The 13,626-nt window shown below is 72.3% G+C and carries 15 protein-coding genes; 8 read left to right on the top strand and 7 right to left on the bottom strand.

Translation table 11 applies throughout. The features are described from left to right. Window positions 1-20: 20 nt before the first annotated feature. Complete coding sequence (locus AC0693_RS33790; RefSeq protein ID WP_356407588.1) at window positions 21-275, bottom strand: hypothetical protein; 255 nt, start codon at window positions 273-275, stop codon at window positions 21-23. 259 nt (window positions 276-534) lie between these two features. Here AC0693_RS33790 and AC0693_RS33785 point away from each other — a divergent pair, with 259 nt between their 5' ends. The 6 genes from AC0693_RS33785 to AC0693_RS33760 all read left to right on the top strand — a co-directional run bounded on the left by AC0693_RS33785 (window position 535) and on the right by AC0693_RS33760 (window position 6,814). Then, on the top strand, window positions 535-1,431 hold the full coding sequence (locus AC0693_RS33785; RefSeq protein WP_356407585.1) for a class I SAM-dependent methyltransferase: 897 nt from the start codon (window positions 535-537) through the stop codon (window positions 1,429-1,431). A 9-nt stretch (window positions 1,432-1,440) separates the two neighbouring features. Then, a complete protein-coding gene (locus AC0693_RS33780; RefSeq protein ID WP_478803885.1) occupies window positions 1,441-3,006 on the top strand; it encodes a flavin-containing monooxygenase in 1,566 nt (521 codons plus the stop codon). 136 nt (window positions 3,007-3,142) lie between these two features. Then, a complete protein-coding gene (locus AC0693_RS33775; protein WP_478803884.1) occupies window positions 3,143-4,687 on the top strand; it encodes an FAD-binding protein in 1,545 nt (514 codons plus the stop codon). A gap of 120 nt (window positions 4,688-4,807) precedes the next feature. Further along, on the top strand, window positions 4,808-5,293 hold the full coding sequence (locus AC0693_RS33770; RefSeq protein ID WP_356407576.1) for an SRPBCC family protein: 486 nt from the start codon (window positions 4,808-4,810) through the stop codon (window positions 5,291-5,293). Beyond that, window positions 5,290-6,153 (top strand): alpha/beta fold hydrolase, encoded by an 864-nt coding sequence (locus AC0693_RS33765; RefSeq protein WP_469337019.1) that lies wholly within the window; start codon window positions 5,290-5,292, stop codon window positions 6,151-6,153. Before AC0693_RS33770 ends, AC0693_RS33765 begins: the two co-directional genes overlap by 4 nt. A 10-nt stretch (window positions 6,154-6,163) precedes the next feature. Continuing rightward, complete coding sequence (locus AC0693_RS33760; protein ID WP_478742143.1) at window positions 6,164-6,814, top strand: 4'-phosphopantetheinyl transferase family protein; 651 nt, start codon at window positions 6,164-6,166, stop codon at window positions 6,812-6,814. Window positions 6,815-6,832: 18 nt separating this feature from the next. Here the strand turns inward: AC0693_RS33760 and AC0693_RS33755 are convergent, their stop codons facing one another. From AC0693_RS33755 to AC0693_RS33740, 4 genes are all read right to left on the bottom strand, one after another. Beyond that, window positions 6,833-7,828 carry an AraC family transcriptional regulator gene (locus AC0693_RS33755; RefSeq protein ID WP_469319164.1) on the bottom strand — a complete coding sequence of 332 codons (996 nt, stop codon included), beginning with the start codon at window positions 7,826-7,828 and terminating at the stop codon, window positions 6,833-6,835. A gap of 116 nt (window positions 7,829-7,944) precedes the next feature. Continuing rightward, a complete protein-coding gene (locus AC0693_RS33750) occupies window positions 7,945-8,439 on the bottom strand; it encodes an anthrone oxygenase family protein (RefSeq protein WP_356407555.1) in 495 nt (164 codons plus the stop codon). Next, window positions 8,436-9,077: a hemerythrin domain-containing protein gene (locus AC0693_RS33745; protein WP_356407552.1), complete on the bottom strand. Its 642-nt coding sequence runs from the start codon at window positions 9,075-9,077 to the stop codon at window positions 8,436-8,438. Before AC0693_RS33745 ends, AC0693_RS33750 begins: the two co-directional genes overlap by 4 nt. Window positions 9,078-9,114: 37 nt before the next feature. Beyond that, window positions 9,115-9,951, bottom strand: coding sequence for an NAD(P)H-binding protein (locus tag AC0693_RS33740; protein WP_469319165.1), 837 nt, complete (start codon window positions 9,949-9,951; stop codon window positions 9,115-9,117). A 400-nt stretch (window positions 9,952-10,351) separates the two neighbouring features. On the opposite strand from AC0693_RS33740, the gene AC0693_RS33735 reads away from it, so the two are divergent. Further along, a complete protein-coding gene (locus AC0693_RS33735; protein ID WP_478803883.1) occupies window positions 10,352-11,350 on the top strand; it encodes an AMP-binding protein in 999 nt (332 codons plus the stop codon). 100 nt (window positions 11,351-11,450) lie between these two features. Here the strand turns inward: AC0693_RS33735 and AC0693_RS33730 are convergent, their stop codons facing one another. Then, window positions 11,451-12,263 (bottom strand): SDR family NAD(P)-dependent oxidoreductase, encoded by an 813-nt coding sequence (locus AC0693_RS33730; RefSeq protein WP_356407543.1) that lies wholly within the window; start codon window positions 12,261-12,263, stop codon window positions 11,451-11,453. A 90-nt stretch (window positions 12,264-12,353) separates the two neighbouring features. Then, the gene (locus AC0693_RS33725) at window positions 12,354-12,815 is read right to left on the bottom strand and encodes a hypothetical protein (protein ID WP_469337032.1); all 462 of its coding nucleotides are present in this window, start codon (window positions 12,813-12,815) and stop codon (window positions 12,354-12,356) included. A gap of 152 nt (window positions 12,816-12,967) precedes the next feature. On the opposite strand from AC0693_RS33725, the gene AC0693_RS33720 reads away from it, so the two are divergent. Further along, complete coding sequence (locus tag AC0693_RS33720; RefSeq protein WP_478803882.1) at window positions 12,968-13,621, top strand: hypothetical protein; 654 nt, start codon at window positions 12,968-12,970, stop codon at window positions 13,619-13,621. Window positions 13,622-13,626: the final 5 nt, after the last annotated feature.

The raw sequence follows: 13,626 nt of genomic DNA, 5'->3' as shown, positions 1-13,626 counted from the left end.
CCCTCGTCCCTCGTCCCTCGTTACGCCTGCGCCGGGACGAGATCGACGATCTTCGCGTAGACGTCACGCAGGGTCGTCGTGTCGTCGAGGTCCGCGAAGAGCGACTCGTCGGCCGGGATGTGCGGGTAGGTGGTCTGGAATCCGTACAGCCACTCCATCAGGTCCAGCGAGTCGACGTCCGCGATGTGCTGGAGCGGGGCGTCGGGGCTGACCTCCGCGGCACCCGAAACGGCCTCGAGCTGGCTCGCCAGTTCTTCGATGGTGGGCAGCGACATGGGGTCGGTCCTCTCTCGGCAGTGCAACTCGGCAATGCGTCTTGGTTTTCGAGAGCGATGAAAACCCCGGGCCCGCAAGGAAGGCGCAACACGGCCCGCCGCGGTCCTCGCCGCACCCCTTTCTTCCAGCGGATTCGGACCGTGTTGCGCCTGCCTTGCGGGTCATCGGGTTTTCTCGGACGCGAATTCAGATCGGACGGCCCCGCCGGACAGCCAGGGCCCCGCCGGACAGCCCAGGACAGCCAGGAATGAGGATCAGATGACAACGGTCGCCCCCAAGTCGGTGGACCCCGAGGTCGATGCGATCAGGCACCACTACGAGGTCAGCAACGATTTCTACCGGCTGCTGCTGGGCCCCACGATGATGTACTCCGGCGGCTACTGGGAGGACGGCGAGGACCTCGTCGCCACCCTGGACGAGGCGCAGGAGCGCAAGCTCGACAAGTTCGCGGAGCTGGCGGGCGTCCGTGCCGGCGGCGCCCAGCGCGTCCTGGACATCGGCTGCGGCTGGGGCACCATGCTCAACCGCCTCACCACCGTCCACGGCGCCGAGCAGGCCGTCGGCCTGACCCTCTCGCGCACCCAGGAAGCCTTCATCGACGGGCTGAAGAACCCGAAGATCACCACGCTGGTCGAGAGCTGGGCCGACTACAAGGTCGCCGACGACAGCGAGAAGTACGACGCGGCGTTCTGCATCAACGCGCTGGAGCACTTCGTCTCCTCGGCCCTGCCGCCGAAGGAGCGCACCAGGCGCTACCGGTACTTCTTCCAGCAGGTCGCGAACACGCTCAAGCCGGGCGCGAAGTTCGTGCTGCACACCATGACCGCCGAGGCGCTGCCGATGAACCGGGCGCTCCTCGACGACCTGAAGTTCCTCCAGCGGTCCGAGTTCAAGGACTGCCACATCCCGCACCTGCACGAGCTGACCGCGGGCGCCGAGGGCCTCTTCGAGATCGACGAGATCGTGAACGAGCGCGAGTCCTTCGCGATGGCCTGCCGCGCCTGGCTGGTGCTGCTCGCCGAGCGCCGGGACGAGGCCGTCGCCCTGGAGGGCGAGGAGGTCGTGGCCCGCTTCGAGCGCTACCTCGACATCTTCGCGTACACCCTCGAGGACAAGTTCTTCAACAACTTCCGCGTGACCATCACGCGCCGCTAGGAGGCCGACGTGACGAGCATTCTCGAACCGGCCAGGGACGGCGGAGCCCGCCCGACGACCGAGGCGGCCGCCAAGGGCCGTGGGCCGACCCGCCATCTGCGGGTGGCCGTCATCGGTACCGGGTTCTCGGGCCTGGGTACCGCCATCCGGCTGCTGCAGTCGGGCATCGACGACTTCCTGGTGTTCGAACGGGCCGACGAGGTCGGCGGCACCTGGCGCGACAACAGCTATCCGGGGTGTGCGTGCGACGTCATGTCCCACCTGTACTCCTTCTCGTTCGCCCAGAACCCGAACTGGAAGTCCACCTTCGGCAAGCGCGACGAGCTGTACGCCTACCTGCGCGACACGGCCGACCGCTTCGGGGTCCGCCCGCACATCCGCTTCGGGCACGAGCTGGTCTCCGCCCGCTGGGACGACGGCGAGCGGCACTGGAAGGTCGAGACCTCGCAGGGCGACTACACCGCGCAGGTCCTGGTCACGGGCACCGGCTACCTCAGCGAGCCGGCCGTCCCGGCCATCAAGGGGCTCGCGGAATTCGAGGGCAAGGTCTTCCACTCCTCGCGGTGGGACCACGACCACGACCTGACCGGGCGCCGCGTCGCGGTCATCGGTACGGGCGCCTCGGCGATCCAGTTCGTCCCGCAGATCCAGCCGGACGTCGAGCGCCTGGACCTCTACCAGCGCACGCCCCCGTGGGTCGGCCCGAAGAACGACAAGCCGACCAGCCCGACGCAGGCCAAGCTGCTGCGCTCGGTGCCCGGCTACCAGAACTTCCGGCGGAACTTCAACATGTGGGGCCGGGAGATCCTGGCCTTCGTGATGGCCCGCCCGAAGGTCGCCGGGAAGATGCAGAAGATGGCGAGCGACCACCTGAAGAAGTCGGTCCCGGACGAGGCGCTGCGCGCCAAGCTGACCCCCGACTACGTGATGGCCTGCAAGCGGCTGCTGTTCTCCAACACCTGGTACCCGGCGATCCAGCAGCCCAACGTGGACCTGGTCACCGACGGGATCGCCGAGGTCCGCGCCAAGTCCATCGTGGGCACCGACGGGGTCGAGCGCGAGGTCGACACCATCATCCTCGGTACGGGCTTCCAGGCCACCGACCGCCCGGTCGCGCGCCGGATCTGGGGACGGGACGGCGTACAGCTGCGCGACGCGTGGAAGCAGGAGGGCATGTCGGCCCACCGGGGCACCACGATCGCCGGGTTCCCGAACCTGTTCATGCTGCTGGGCCCGAACACCACGCTGGGGCACTCGTCCCAGGTCGTGATGATCGAGGCGCAGATCAACTACGTCGTGGACGCGCTGAAGCAGATCGAGAAGCGCGGTCTGTCCAGCGTCGAGGTCCGCAAGGAGGCGCAGGCGGCCTGGAACAAGGCCCTCGACGCCAAGCTCGACGGCTCGGTGTGGAACGCGGGCAACTGCCAGAGCTGGTACCTCGACGAGAACGGGCGCAACCCGTCCATCTGGCCGACGTACACCTGGCGCTTCCGCAACCAGACCAAGCGCTTCGACCTGAGCGAGTACCAGCTCGCCTCGCAGGTGCGCACCACGAAGCCGGTGCCGCAGCGGTAGGCCGCGGGGCGCGCGTACGGCCGTACGGACCGACGTACGGACGGACGTACGCGCGCGGGTCGGGCACCACACGCAGGTCACGCAGGTCACCCATGCACGCACGCACGTACGCCATGGAATCGGGAGACGTACGCAGATGAGCAGTACCTCTGGAGTCAACACCGGCGCCGCCGCCGTCGCCGGCGGGGTCGCGCAGCCGTCCCGGCGGCGGATCCTCGGCTCGCTGGCGGCCACCGCCGTCGCCGTCGTGGGCTGGAACGCCGTCGACCAGACCTGGGCGACGGCCGCCGAGGCGGCCGGGAACCCGGACGTCGTACCCGTGCCGGGACTGGTCGGCACCCTGGTCACGACACCCGCCACGGTCGGGGCCTTCGGCACGGACTTCGGTCACCTCTGGGACGCCCCTGACAACAAGCCGTGGGCGGTGCTGCACCCGGGCGGGGTCGACGACATCGTCACGATCGTCAACTACGCCCGTGCCAACGGGATCAAGGTGGCGGTCAACGGGCAGGGCGGCACCGGTACGGACATCGAGTCGCACTCGGTGTACGGGCAGGCCCGGGTGCCCGGCGGCATCTCCATCGACGCCAAGGGCATGTCGAAGATCCTCTCGATCGGCGGCGACTACGCCGTGGTGGAGGCGGGGGTGACCTGGGGCCAGCTGACCGACGCGACGCTGCGCCTGGACAAGACCCCGCCGGCGCTGCCCGACTACCTGTACATCTCGGTCGGCGGCACCATCAGCATCGGCGGGATCGGCGGCACGGTGCAGCGCTACGGCCTGCTGTGCGACACCGTGCAGGCGATCGACATCGTCACGGGCGACGGCAAGCTGGTCACCGCGACCCCGGTGTTCCGCGCGGACCTCTTCAACGCGGCGCTATCGGGCGGCGGCCAGGTCGGCATCATCGTCCGGGTCAACGTCAAGCTGATCCCGGCGCCGAAGCGGGCCGTCATCTTCAGCCTGTTCTACAACGACGTGGACGCGTACCTGCGGGACGCGGAGCGGGTGATGACCGACGGCCGCTTCCAGGTCCAGGCCGGCGAGATGCTGCAGAAGCCGGACGGGTCGGGCTGGCGCTACAAGATGGAGGTCGGCGCCACCTACACCACGACGCCGCCGGACCGCGCGAAGCTGCTGTGCGACCTGAAGGACGTACGGGCGGACGCGATCATCGAGGACACGACGTACCGCGAGTACATGTTCCGGCTGGACGCCTACGAGGCCTACCTCAAGGAGACCGGCCACTGGGCCGGCCCCAAGCCGTGGCTGAGCATGTTCCTGCCGGCCTCGAAGACGAAGACCTTCATGAAGCTGGTGGAGCGGGAGCTGAACGCCGAGTCGCTGGGCGGCGGGTTCCTGCTCTTCTACCCGTACTTCACGTCGAAGATCAAGCGGCCGCTGGCGATGCAGCCCAACGAGTCCGTGGGCTACCTCTTCGACCTGCTGCGCTTCCCGAACGCGGGCGCGGACATCCAGGGGATGCTGGCCCAGAACCGCCGCCTGTACGACCTGGCGGTGTCGATGGGCGCCAAGCGCTACCTGGTGGGTTCGGTCCCGAACATGACGCAGGCCGACTGGCGGGCCCACTTCGGCAACCGCTGGGCGGGCTTCGTCAACGCCAAGAAGAAGTACGACCCGAACAACCTCTTCACGCCCGGCCAGGGCTTCTTCGCCTGACGGTGACGGCCTGACCGGACGCGGAGTACCGGCGGCGGGGGCGGGGAGAGGCATCCCGTCCCCGCCGCCGTCCCGTTCCCCTGCTCACATCTGTGGGCTCACATCTGTGGAGGCTTCGAGATGACGACCTATGACCTGATCGACGAGGCGGTGATCGACGCCCCGGCGAGCGCCGTCTGGGAGGCGCTCATCGCGGAGCTGCACGGCGCCCGGAAGTGGTGGGTGCCGTCCAATACCTTCGACGTCGTCTCCGGGTCCGCCGACCAGGTCGGCGGCCGGATCGCGGTCACCGTCCACACCAAGGGCTCCGACAAGGGCGGCCTCAAGCTCCGCTTCACCTCGCGCACGGTGGCCGTGGAACCCGGCCGGCGCCTGGAGGTCGAGTACGTCGACGGAGTGTTCCGGGGGCGCAGCGTCTTCCGGCTGGAGCCGCTGGCCGAGGACCGGACCCGGATCTCGATGCACTTCGTGGGCACCCCGAGCGGTTTCCTGAAGATCCTGTCCAAGGTCGCGGACCTGGGCGCCGAGCACTCCAAGGGGGCCCTGTCGGCCTTCGAGTCGCTGGGCCGCCGGCTGGCGCCCGCGGGTGCGGGGGCGCGGGGATGAGCGAGGCCATGGAGCTGTCCCTGGCCCGCGAGCTGAGCCGGGAGCTGAGTGTCCGCACGGACGACGGCGCGGACCTCGCGGTCACCGTACTGGCCCCGCTGGCGGGCACGGCCGCCGCCGTGGACGTGGTCCTGGTGCACGGCTGGGCGCACACCCGGCGGGTCTGGGGCACGGTCGCGGACCGGCTGATCCGGGCCGGGCACCGGGTGGTGCTGTACGACCAGCGCGGGCACGGCGCCTCCACCGCCGGCCGGACCCCGGTCTCGGTGGAGCGGCTCGGCGCGGACCTGGCGGCCGTACTGGGGGAGACGGACGCGCGCGGGGCGGTCGTGGTCGGCCACTCGGGCGGCGGGTTCGCGGCGCTGTCGTACGCCGCCCTGGACCCCGCGGCCGGGCGGCTGCACGGGCTGGTGCTGCTGGGGACGGCCGCGCACGGCCAGGACACCCCGGACAGCGAGGTCAAGATGATGGGCAGCGCGCTGTTCTCGTGGGCGCTGCGCCGGTCCTGGCTGGGCGGCAAGCTGCTGTCCTCGACCATGGCCAAGGGGGTGGACCCGGTCGCGCTGGAGGTGAACCGGCAGCTGTTCGCGGCGACCGCCCCGCACGTCCGGGCCGAGTTCTTCCGCTGCACGCGGGGCTGGGACGTGCGCGGGGCGCTGGCGTCGGTGACCGTGCCCGCGGTGGTGCTGCACGGGGAGGGCGACAAGGTCATCGCGCCCGCGCTGGCCGAGATCCTGGCCGAGACCCTGCCGGGCGCCCGCTTCGAACCGGTGCCGGGCGCGGGCCACATGCTGCCGCTGGAGCGTCCGCTGCTGGCGGTGTCGGCGGTGGCGGAACTGACCTCGCGCGCGGCCCGGTGACCGTGGGCCGATGATCGAATCCATCCTGCCGCCGGGCGTCGCGTCCTCGGAAGCCTTCGACGACGCGGCGCCCGCGCCGCTGTTCCCGAGCGAGGCGGCGCTGATGGCGAGCCGCCGGGCGCGCAGGCGCCGCCAGTTCGCGACGGCCCGCGCCTGCGCCCGCCGCTGCCTGGCGGACCTCGGCCACGCCCCCGCCCCGCTGCTCCCGGGTCCGGGCGGCGCCCCCGCCTGGCCGTCGGGGGTGGTCGGCAGCATCACCCACTGCGACGGCTACCGCGGGGCGGTGGCGGACCACCGCGCGCGCACCTCGGCGCTGGGCATCGACGCGGAACCGGCGGGCCCCCTCCCGCCGGGCGTCCTCGGCCTGATCACCTCCCCGGCGGAACGCGCCCACCTGGCCGCCCTGGCGGAGGCCGACCCCGCGACCCCGTGGGAGCGCCTCTTCTTCTCGGCGAAGGAAGCGGTGTACAAGGCCTGGTACCCGGCCACGGGCACCTGGCTCGGCTTCCGCCAGGCCACCGTGACCCTCTCCCCCGAGGGCACCTTCACGTGCGTCCTGCACCCCCCGCCCACCGCCGCCCCGGTGAACCCCCACTACGAGGGCCGCTGGCTGTCGACCCCGACCCTGGTCCTGACGGCGGTCCACCGGGCGGGCGGGTGAGGGGTGTCCCGCTCCCCCTCACCCCGCCAGGATCACCGTGCGCGGGGGCGTGGGGGCTTCGCTGGGGGTGGCCGGGGTGGTGCCCGCGCGGAATTCCTGGGGGCTGACGCCGCGGACGCGTTTGAAGGCCGTCGACAGGGCGAAGGCGCTGCTGTAGCCGACGCGGCGGGCGACCGTGGCGACGGTGGCCTCCGGTTCGCGCAGCAGGTCGGCGGCCAGGGCCAGGCGCCAGCCGGTGAGGTAGGCGACCGGGGGCTCGCCGACGACCTCGGCGAAGCGGCGGGCCAGTGAGGCGCGCGAGACCCCGACCTTGAGGGCGAGTTCCTCGACGGTCCAGCCGTACGCCGGGTTCTCGTGCAGGAGTCCCAGCGCGGGGCCGACCACCGGGTCGCTCTGGGCCCGGTACCAGGCGGGCGCGCCGCTGCCCGGGTCGGCGAGCCAGGTGCGCAGGATGCCGATGAGGAGCAGGTCCAGGAGCCGGTCGAGGACGATCTCCTGGCCCGGTTCGTCCTTGCCGATCTCCATCGCGAGCAGCCGTACGAGGGTGTCGTCCCCGGCGGTGGCCGGGCGGACCAGGACCGTGGGCAGCGCGTTCAGCAGCCGGCGGCCGATCTCGCTGGGCGCCTGGTAGGTGCCGCTCAGCATGACCGCGGACCCGTCGTCCTGGAAGGCCTCGCCCCAGGAGCGCACGCCCAGCGCCATGGTGTCGGTGACGTCCTCCCCGGCCTCGGTGTTGCACCGCTGCTCCGGGCCCACCGTGATCTGGACCGGGGTGTCCGGGTGGTCGGCGACCGTGTAGGGCTCGGGGCCGCGTACGACGGCCAGGTCGCCGGGGCGGATCAGTACGGGCGCTCCCCGGTCCGGGACCAGCCACGCCTCGCCGCGCACCATCGTGACGACGGAGAGCGGGGCGCGGTCCTCGACGCGCAGCGACCAGGGCGGGTTGAAGACGGATTTGAGGAGGAAGGCGCCCCGGGCCTTGGGGCCTTCCAGCAGACCGGTCAGAGTGTCCATCCCAGGTGCCTTCCGAGAGTGTCCGTCCCGGGCGCACGCACCACGGAGCGACGGTGAAGCGCCCGCTCTCCCGCGGGGGACGGAATTGAGAGCGGGCGCCGTTCAACGGGGTGGTGCTATGCCGCCGAGCCGCGGCCGTGCAGGGTCAGCGCCCGGCCCAGGGCGGCGAGGGCCGCCGTGCAGGCCACGGTGCGCACGATGTTGCCGCCGGTCCAGCGGGCGCCGAAGCGGGACCGGGCCGCGCCGAAGTCGGCTCCGGCGCGGGCCAGTTGGGTGTTCAGCGGAATGTTGACCGCCGCGGTCACCACCAGGGACAGCGCGTAGAGGGCGAAGGCCGTCCAGCCCCAGCGCGCCGCGTCCGGGCGGCCGCCGCGCTGCTGCTGCACCGCCGCCACGCCCGTGGCGAGGAACGCCCCGAGGAAGAGCAGGCCGAACAGCCCGTTGTCGATGGCGTCGTTGATGTTGCGCATCGCGGTCACGTACGTCTGGTCGTCGCCGCGCCCGAGGCCCGGCATCACCGAGATGTCGAAGGCGAAATAGAGGCCGGCCATCAGCCCCGTGCCCACCGTCGCCGCCACCAGGGTGGCCGATTGGGTCGTCGTGCTCGTCACGTCTGGAGTCCCTTCAGGGTGCGCTCGTACCGCCTGCGCAACAGCGTCGCACCGATCAGCCGGACCGGCGGTGGAATGGTGGAGGAGACGTGTGCGACGGACTCCCGGCTCGCGCCGTCGAACATCCAGGGCTGGAGGTACGTCATGACGCGCATCGGCGCGCTGGAGACCACCTTGCGCTCCTCGGCCAGGTAGGCCCGCTCCCCCAGCCGGTCGAAGACCGGGAAGACCACGCGTTCCTCGTCGCGCAGGTGGCCGCGCAGGATGTCCTCGAAGGCCTTGGCGGCGGCCACGAGGCCGTCGCCGCCGCGCCCCACGGCGGTGGACACCGCCGCCATGGCGGCGTCCAGCTCCTCGTGGTCGTCGTGGAGTTCACGGGCCTGCGCATCGAAGTCGGCGTCGCGCCGGCGCAGGCCCGGCCACAGCACGTCGTCCTCGCTGGTGTGGTGCCATTCGATGACCTCGCGCAACCGCTGCCACCACTCGGCGCCGCCGCCCCGCCAGGCGGGCGCCGCCGCGCGCAGCCGCGCCGCGTCGCGCCGCATGGCGATGTGCATCAGGGCGAAGCCGTGGAAGTGGGGCGGCAGGGCGGCCAGTCCGTTCTCGCTGGAGAAGGACGGCTGGGACGTGCTGGTCATCGGGGTCTCCTCCCGGTGGGGGCGACGTGGGACGGGCTCAGACGTTCCAGACCCCGCTGGCCGCCGCCTCGCGGGCGAAGTCGGCGAAGTCCTTGGGCCCCCGGCCCAGGGCCTCCTCGACCCCGTGCACCAGGTGCGCGTTGCGGCCGTCCAGGATCATGGTGAACAGGTCGGCGAACTCCTCCGGGAGGTCGTTCTCCCGCAGGACGGCGCGGTACTCCTCGTTGGTGACCGAGAGGTACGTGATCTCCCGGCCGGTGGCCTTGGTCAGTTCCGCGGCGACGTCGCTGAAGCTGAGCAGCCGCGGTCCGGACAGCTCGTAGGTCTTGCCGATGTGGCGGTCGTCGGTCAGGGCGGCCACCACGACGTCGGCGATGTCGTCGACGTCGACGAAGGCCTCCACCGCGTCCCCGGTCGGCAGGGCGATCTCGCCGGCCAGGACGGGCTCCAGGAAGAAGCTCTCGTTGAAGTTCTGGTTGAACCAGCTGGCGCGCACCACGGTCCAGTCGGCTCCGGAGGCCTTGAGGTTCTCCTCGCTGACCTCCGCGGCCTCCTCACCGCGGCCCGAGAGCAGCACCAGGCGGCGTGCGCCGCTCGCCACGGCCGCCTTGGAGAACGCGCCGACCTGCTCGGCGGCGCCCGGGAAGGCTAAGTCCGGGTAGTAGGTCACGTACACCCGGTCGACGCCCTCCAGGGCCGCGGCCCAGGTCTCGGGCTGGTTCCAGTCAAAGGCCGGTTCACCATGGCGCGATCCGACCCGTACGGGAAGACCCTTGGCGGCGATTTTTTCGGCGACGCGGCGGCCGCTCTTGCCGGTGCCTCCGATGACGAGGGTGGTCCGGCCGTTCTGCGTGTTCTGCGTGGTCTGAGTCATGAGTACAGTCAAGTCCAGTCTCGCGAGACGGGCCATAGCCACAAAGCTCTCCTCCATACGCGTGCGTCTACGGTCCGTGCCCGGGCAGGCGGGCGTGGAGGCTGTGGCGGCGGCGGGAACCCCCGAATCGTAGGCACGCCTTACCCGGACCGGCCACAGCGTCCCGAGCCCTCCTCGACCCGGTCCCCAGCCTTCCGCGAGCCGTTCCCGAGCGGCTCCGGACGGGCCCCCGAGCGGCTCTCCGGTGCGCCCCGGCCGCGGTTCCGGCCGGTCCCCGGCGCGCGTGCGGCGGGCCTCCGCCCGGCCTGGACGCGTTCTGTACGGCGGGACTTGAGCGATCCTCCGGTCCGCGCCGACACCATCGGGCCGTGGAAGACCGCAGCGAGGTCCGGGAGGCCGCATGAACCCCACTCCGGAGCATCCGGAGCTCGACCAGTTGTCCGCCGACCTGGGCGGTCTGCTCGGCCGGATCGGGCTCGACCCGGCCGGAGAACCGCCCGTGCGCCGGGACCGCATCGACATCCGCTTCGCGGCCGCGGCCGCCCGCCACCCCGTCAGGATCGCCGCGCGCGACGCGGAGGAGCAGGCGACGTACCTCGAACTGGACTGGCTCGCGGACGAGATCGCGCGCAAGCTGTCGGGGCGTACGGGCCCGGGGCTCGCGGTCGCCGTGCGCGCCCGGCGCTCGTGCATGTCCGCGGGCGCCGTCGTGGGCGCGCTGCGCTCGGGAGCGGCCGTACTCCCGCTGGAGCCCGGGCACAACGCGGGGCTCCAGGAGTTCCTGATGCGGGACGCCGGGGCCTCGCTCGTCCTTTCGGACAGCGGGCTGCTGCGCGACGAGATCCCGCTGGCCAAGGCCGGTCCGTTCGTCATCGCGGCCCGTCCGCAGAGCACCGCGGTACGCCGTGAACTGCCGCAGGAGGCCGCCTTCCTGGCGCTCCCCTCGGGCGGGCACCCCGGCCGGGCGCTGTCCGTGGCGCCGGTCACGCACGGGGAGGTGCTGTCCTGGGTGGACAGCATCGTCCCGCTGCTGGAGGCGGGGCCGCAGGAGGTGTGGACCGCCTTCCACTCGCTGAGCCTGGACCTGGGCATGCGGGAGATCTGGGGGCCGCTGCTCTCGGGCGGGCTCGCGGTGATCGTCGACCGGGACACCGGTGCGGACGCGCGCGAGTTCGCCGAACTGCTGGAGGACGAGCAGGTGACGGTGCTGACGCAGCTGCCGTCGGGGCTGGCGCGGCTCACCGGCGCCGCCGCACGGGGCACGACGCTGCCCGCGCTGCGGCACGTCCTGCTGGCGGACGAACCGGTGGAGGAGCGGGTGCCGGCGGCGTGGAAGGCCTCGGGGATCGCGCCGTGGGCCGTCGTGTGGGAGGTCTCGGGCTCGCCCACCGTGCTGTGAGGCGCGTGCTGCGAGGCGCGGCGGACCCGGACGCGCCGAGGCGTCCGGCGGGGATTCCCGCCGGACGCCTCACGCGCACGCAACCGGACCTGCGGGCGGTTCAGACGTTCCCCAGCCCGCCGCACACGTTGAGCGCCTGCGCCGTGATCGACGCGGCGAGGTCGGTGGTCAGGTACCCGACGAGCCCGGCCACTTCCTCGGGCGTGGAGTAGCGCCCCAGCGGTATCCGCGCCTCGAACTGCTCCTGCACGTACTCCTCGGTGGTGTCCCACACCTGCGCGTACCCGCTGCGCACCAGGGCCGCGGTGGGCGTCTCGACGTAGCCGGGGCAGACCGCGTTGACGGTGACGCCCTGCGGGGCCAGCTCCTTGCCCAGCGCCTTCGTGAAGCCGACGACGGCGTGCTTGGCGGCGGAGTAGGGGGCGCCGAGCAGCACGCCCTGCTTGCCCGCGGTGGAGGCGATGTTGATGATCCGGCCCCAGTGGGCGGCGCCGAGCCCGCCCGGGCCGAGCACCTCGCGGGTGACCAGGAAGACGCTGTTGAGGTTGGTGTCGATGACCTCGTGCCACAGCTCGTCGGTGAGGTCGGCGGTCGCGCCGCCGCCGCTGCGGCCCACGTTGTTGACCAGGACGGAGACCGGAGCGTCGAAGGCGCGGCCCGCCGATGCGACCAGGGCCGCCACCGACGCGCGGTCGCGCACGTCGGCCGCCGCGCCCTCCACCTCCAGACCCTCGGCCCGCAGGTCCTGGACGGTCTGCTTGACGGCCGTCTCCGTGCGCGCGCAGAGGAACACCCGGTGGCCGCGGGCGCCCAGGTCGCGTGCGATGGCCAGGCCGATCCCGCTGGTCGCCCCGGTGACCAGGGCCACGGGCCGCTCGGGGGCTCTGTTCGTCGCCGTCGGCTGTGCCTTCATCGGGCGCCCTCCCATGCTCGTGCTGACGTCATGACGTTCGCGGAGGGCACTCGGGGCGCACCGGAAGAAGGATGGAGGAATCGGGCGGGGTCAGGCCCCGGGCGAAGGTTGCGCCCGGTCCGGTTCCGGGCAGGCCCGCAGCAGCCCGCGGGCCTCGGCGTGCAGCCGCTCGGCGTCCAGCTCCTCGCAGTCCACCGACATGCCGAGCCCGGTGGCCGCGCCGGTCTCGTAGAACGACTGGTACTGGATGTACGGCTGGAACCCGTCGGACGACTCCCGCCCGATCAGCAGCGTCGCGAGGTGGGTGCGGCCCGCGTCGTCCGTGCGCGAGAGCTCCAGCTCGTACTCGTACGGCTCCGCCCGCGGCGGCAGGCCGAGCACCGCCCGCGCGAAGCCCCGCACCTGCTCCGCACCGTCGAAGCGGATGGTCTCCGTACCGAACGGCGACTCGGCGCGCAGCAGCCACGCCTCGCCCGCGCCCTCGACCGTCAGCGCGCTGCGCCCGTGCGGGCCTTCGTGGCGGCAGACGAACGCCGCGTCCTCGTGGTCCATCGGAACAGCATGCCAAGGAGGTGCCGGGCCCCGTGGTCCGGGGGCACGCCCTCTCGACGGGCGGCGGCCGCTGCGCAATCCTTGGCATCCGGTCCGGTGACGGGGGGTCACGTGGCGGGTCAGGCGACGCATCGGGCCGCGGGGTGGCCGGCGTGAGGGCGTTCGACGTGGTGGAGCCGGTGCTGGTGGCCGCCTTCCTCGGGCTGGCGTACCGGACGGTGCGCACCACCGGGGTCGGGCTGCGGGTGGCCGTGCTGGTCATGGCCGTGTTCAACGCGGGGCTGCTCTGGACGCTGGCCGAGACCGGGCCGTCCTGGTCGGTGCCGGTGGTGGGCGCGTTCTCGCTGGTGTGCGCGGTGTTCAGCGCGCTGGCCGCGGCGCGGGCCCTGCTCGGGCGGATCGCCTTCATCGACGACGCCCGCTACGCGGAGATCGTGGACCAGGTGGGGAGCGCCCGGGAGCCGCAGGTGCTGGGGCTGTGCGTGCTCTACAACGGCACCCTCGCCGTGACGGCCTTCAGCGACGACGCCAGGCCGGAGGGCAGGCTGCACCACTTGCGGGCCCCGGACCGCTGCGGCTTCTGCCTGGTGGAGGACCGGATGCGGGACTGGCTGGGCGAACCGGCGGCGCTGGTCGAGGAGTACCGCACCCACCTGCGGGCGGGCCGGAGCCGGCACTTCCTGGTCAGGCGGCGCTCGCCGGAGGAGCCGTGGACGGGCCGGTTGCGGGACCGGATCGCCTACCGGCTGCCGAAGGTGCGGCCCCCGTGCGACGTCCACGACCCGCTGCTCGCGGGACGGAGCTGAGCGTT

The sequence above is a fragment of the Streptomyces sp. NPDC043876 genome (genome assembly GCF_056435825.1).
The sequence above is the reverse complement of the archived record's forward strand: the minus strand, read 5'-3'. Positions and strand labels throughout refer to the sequence as shown.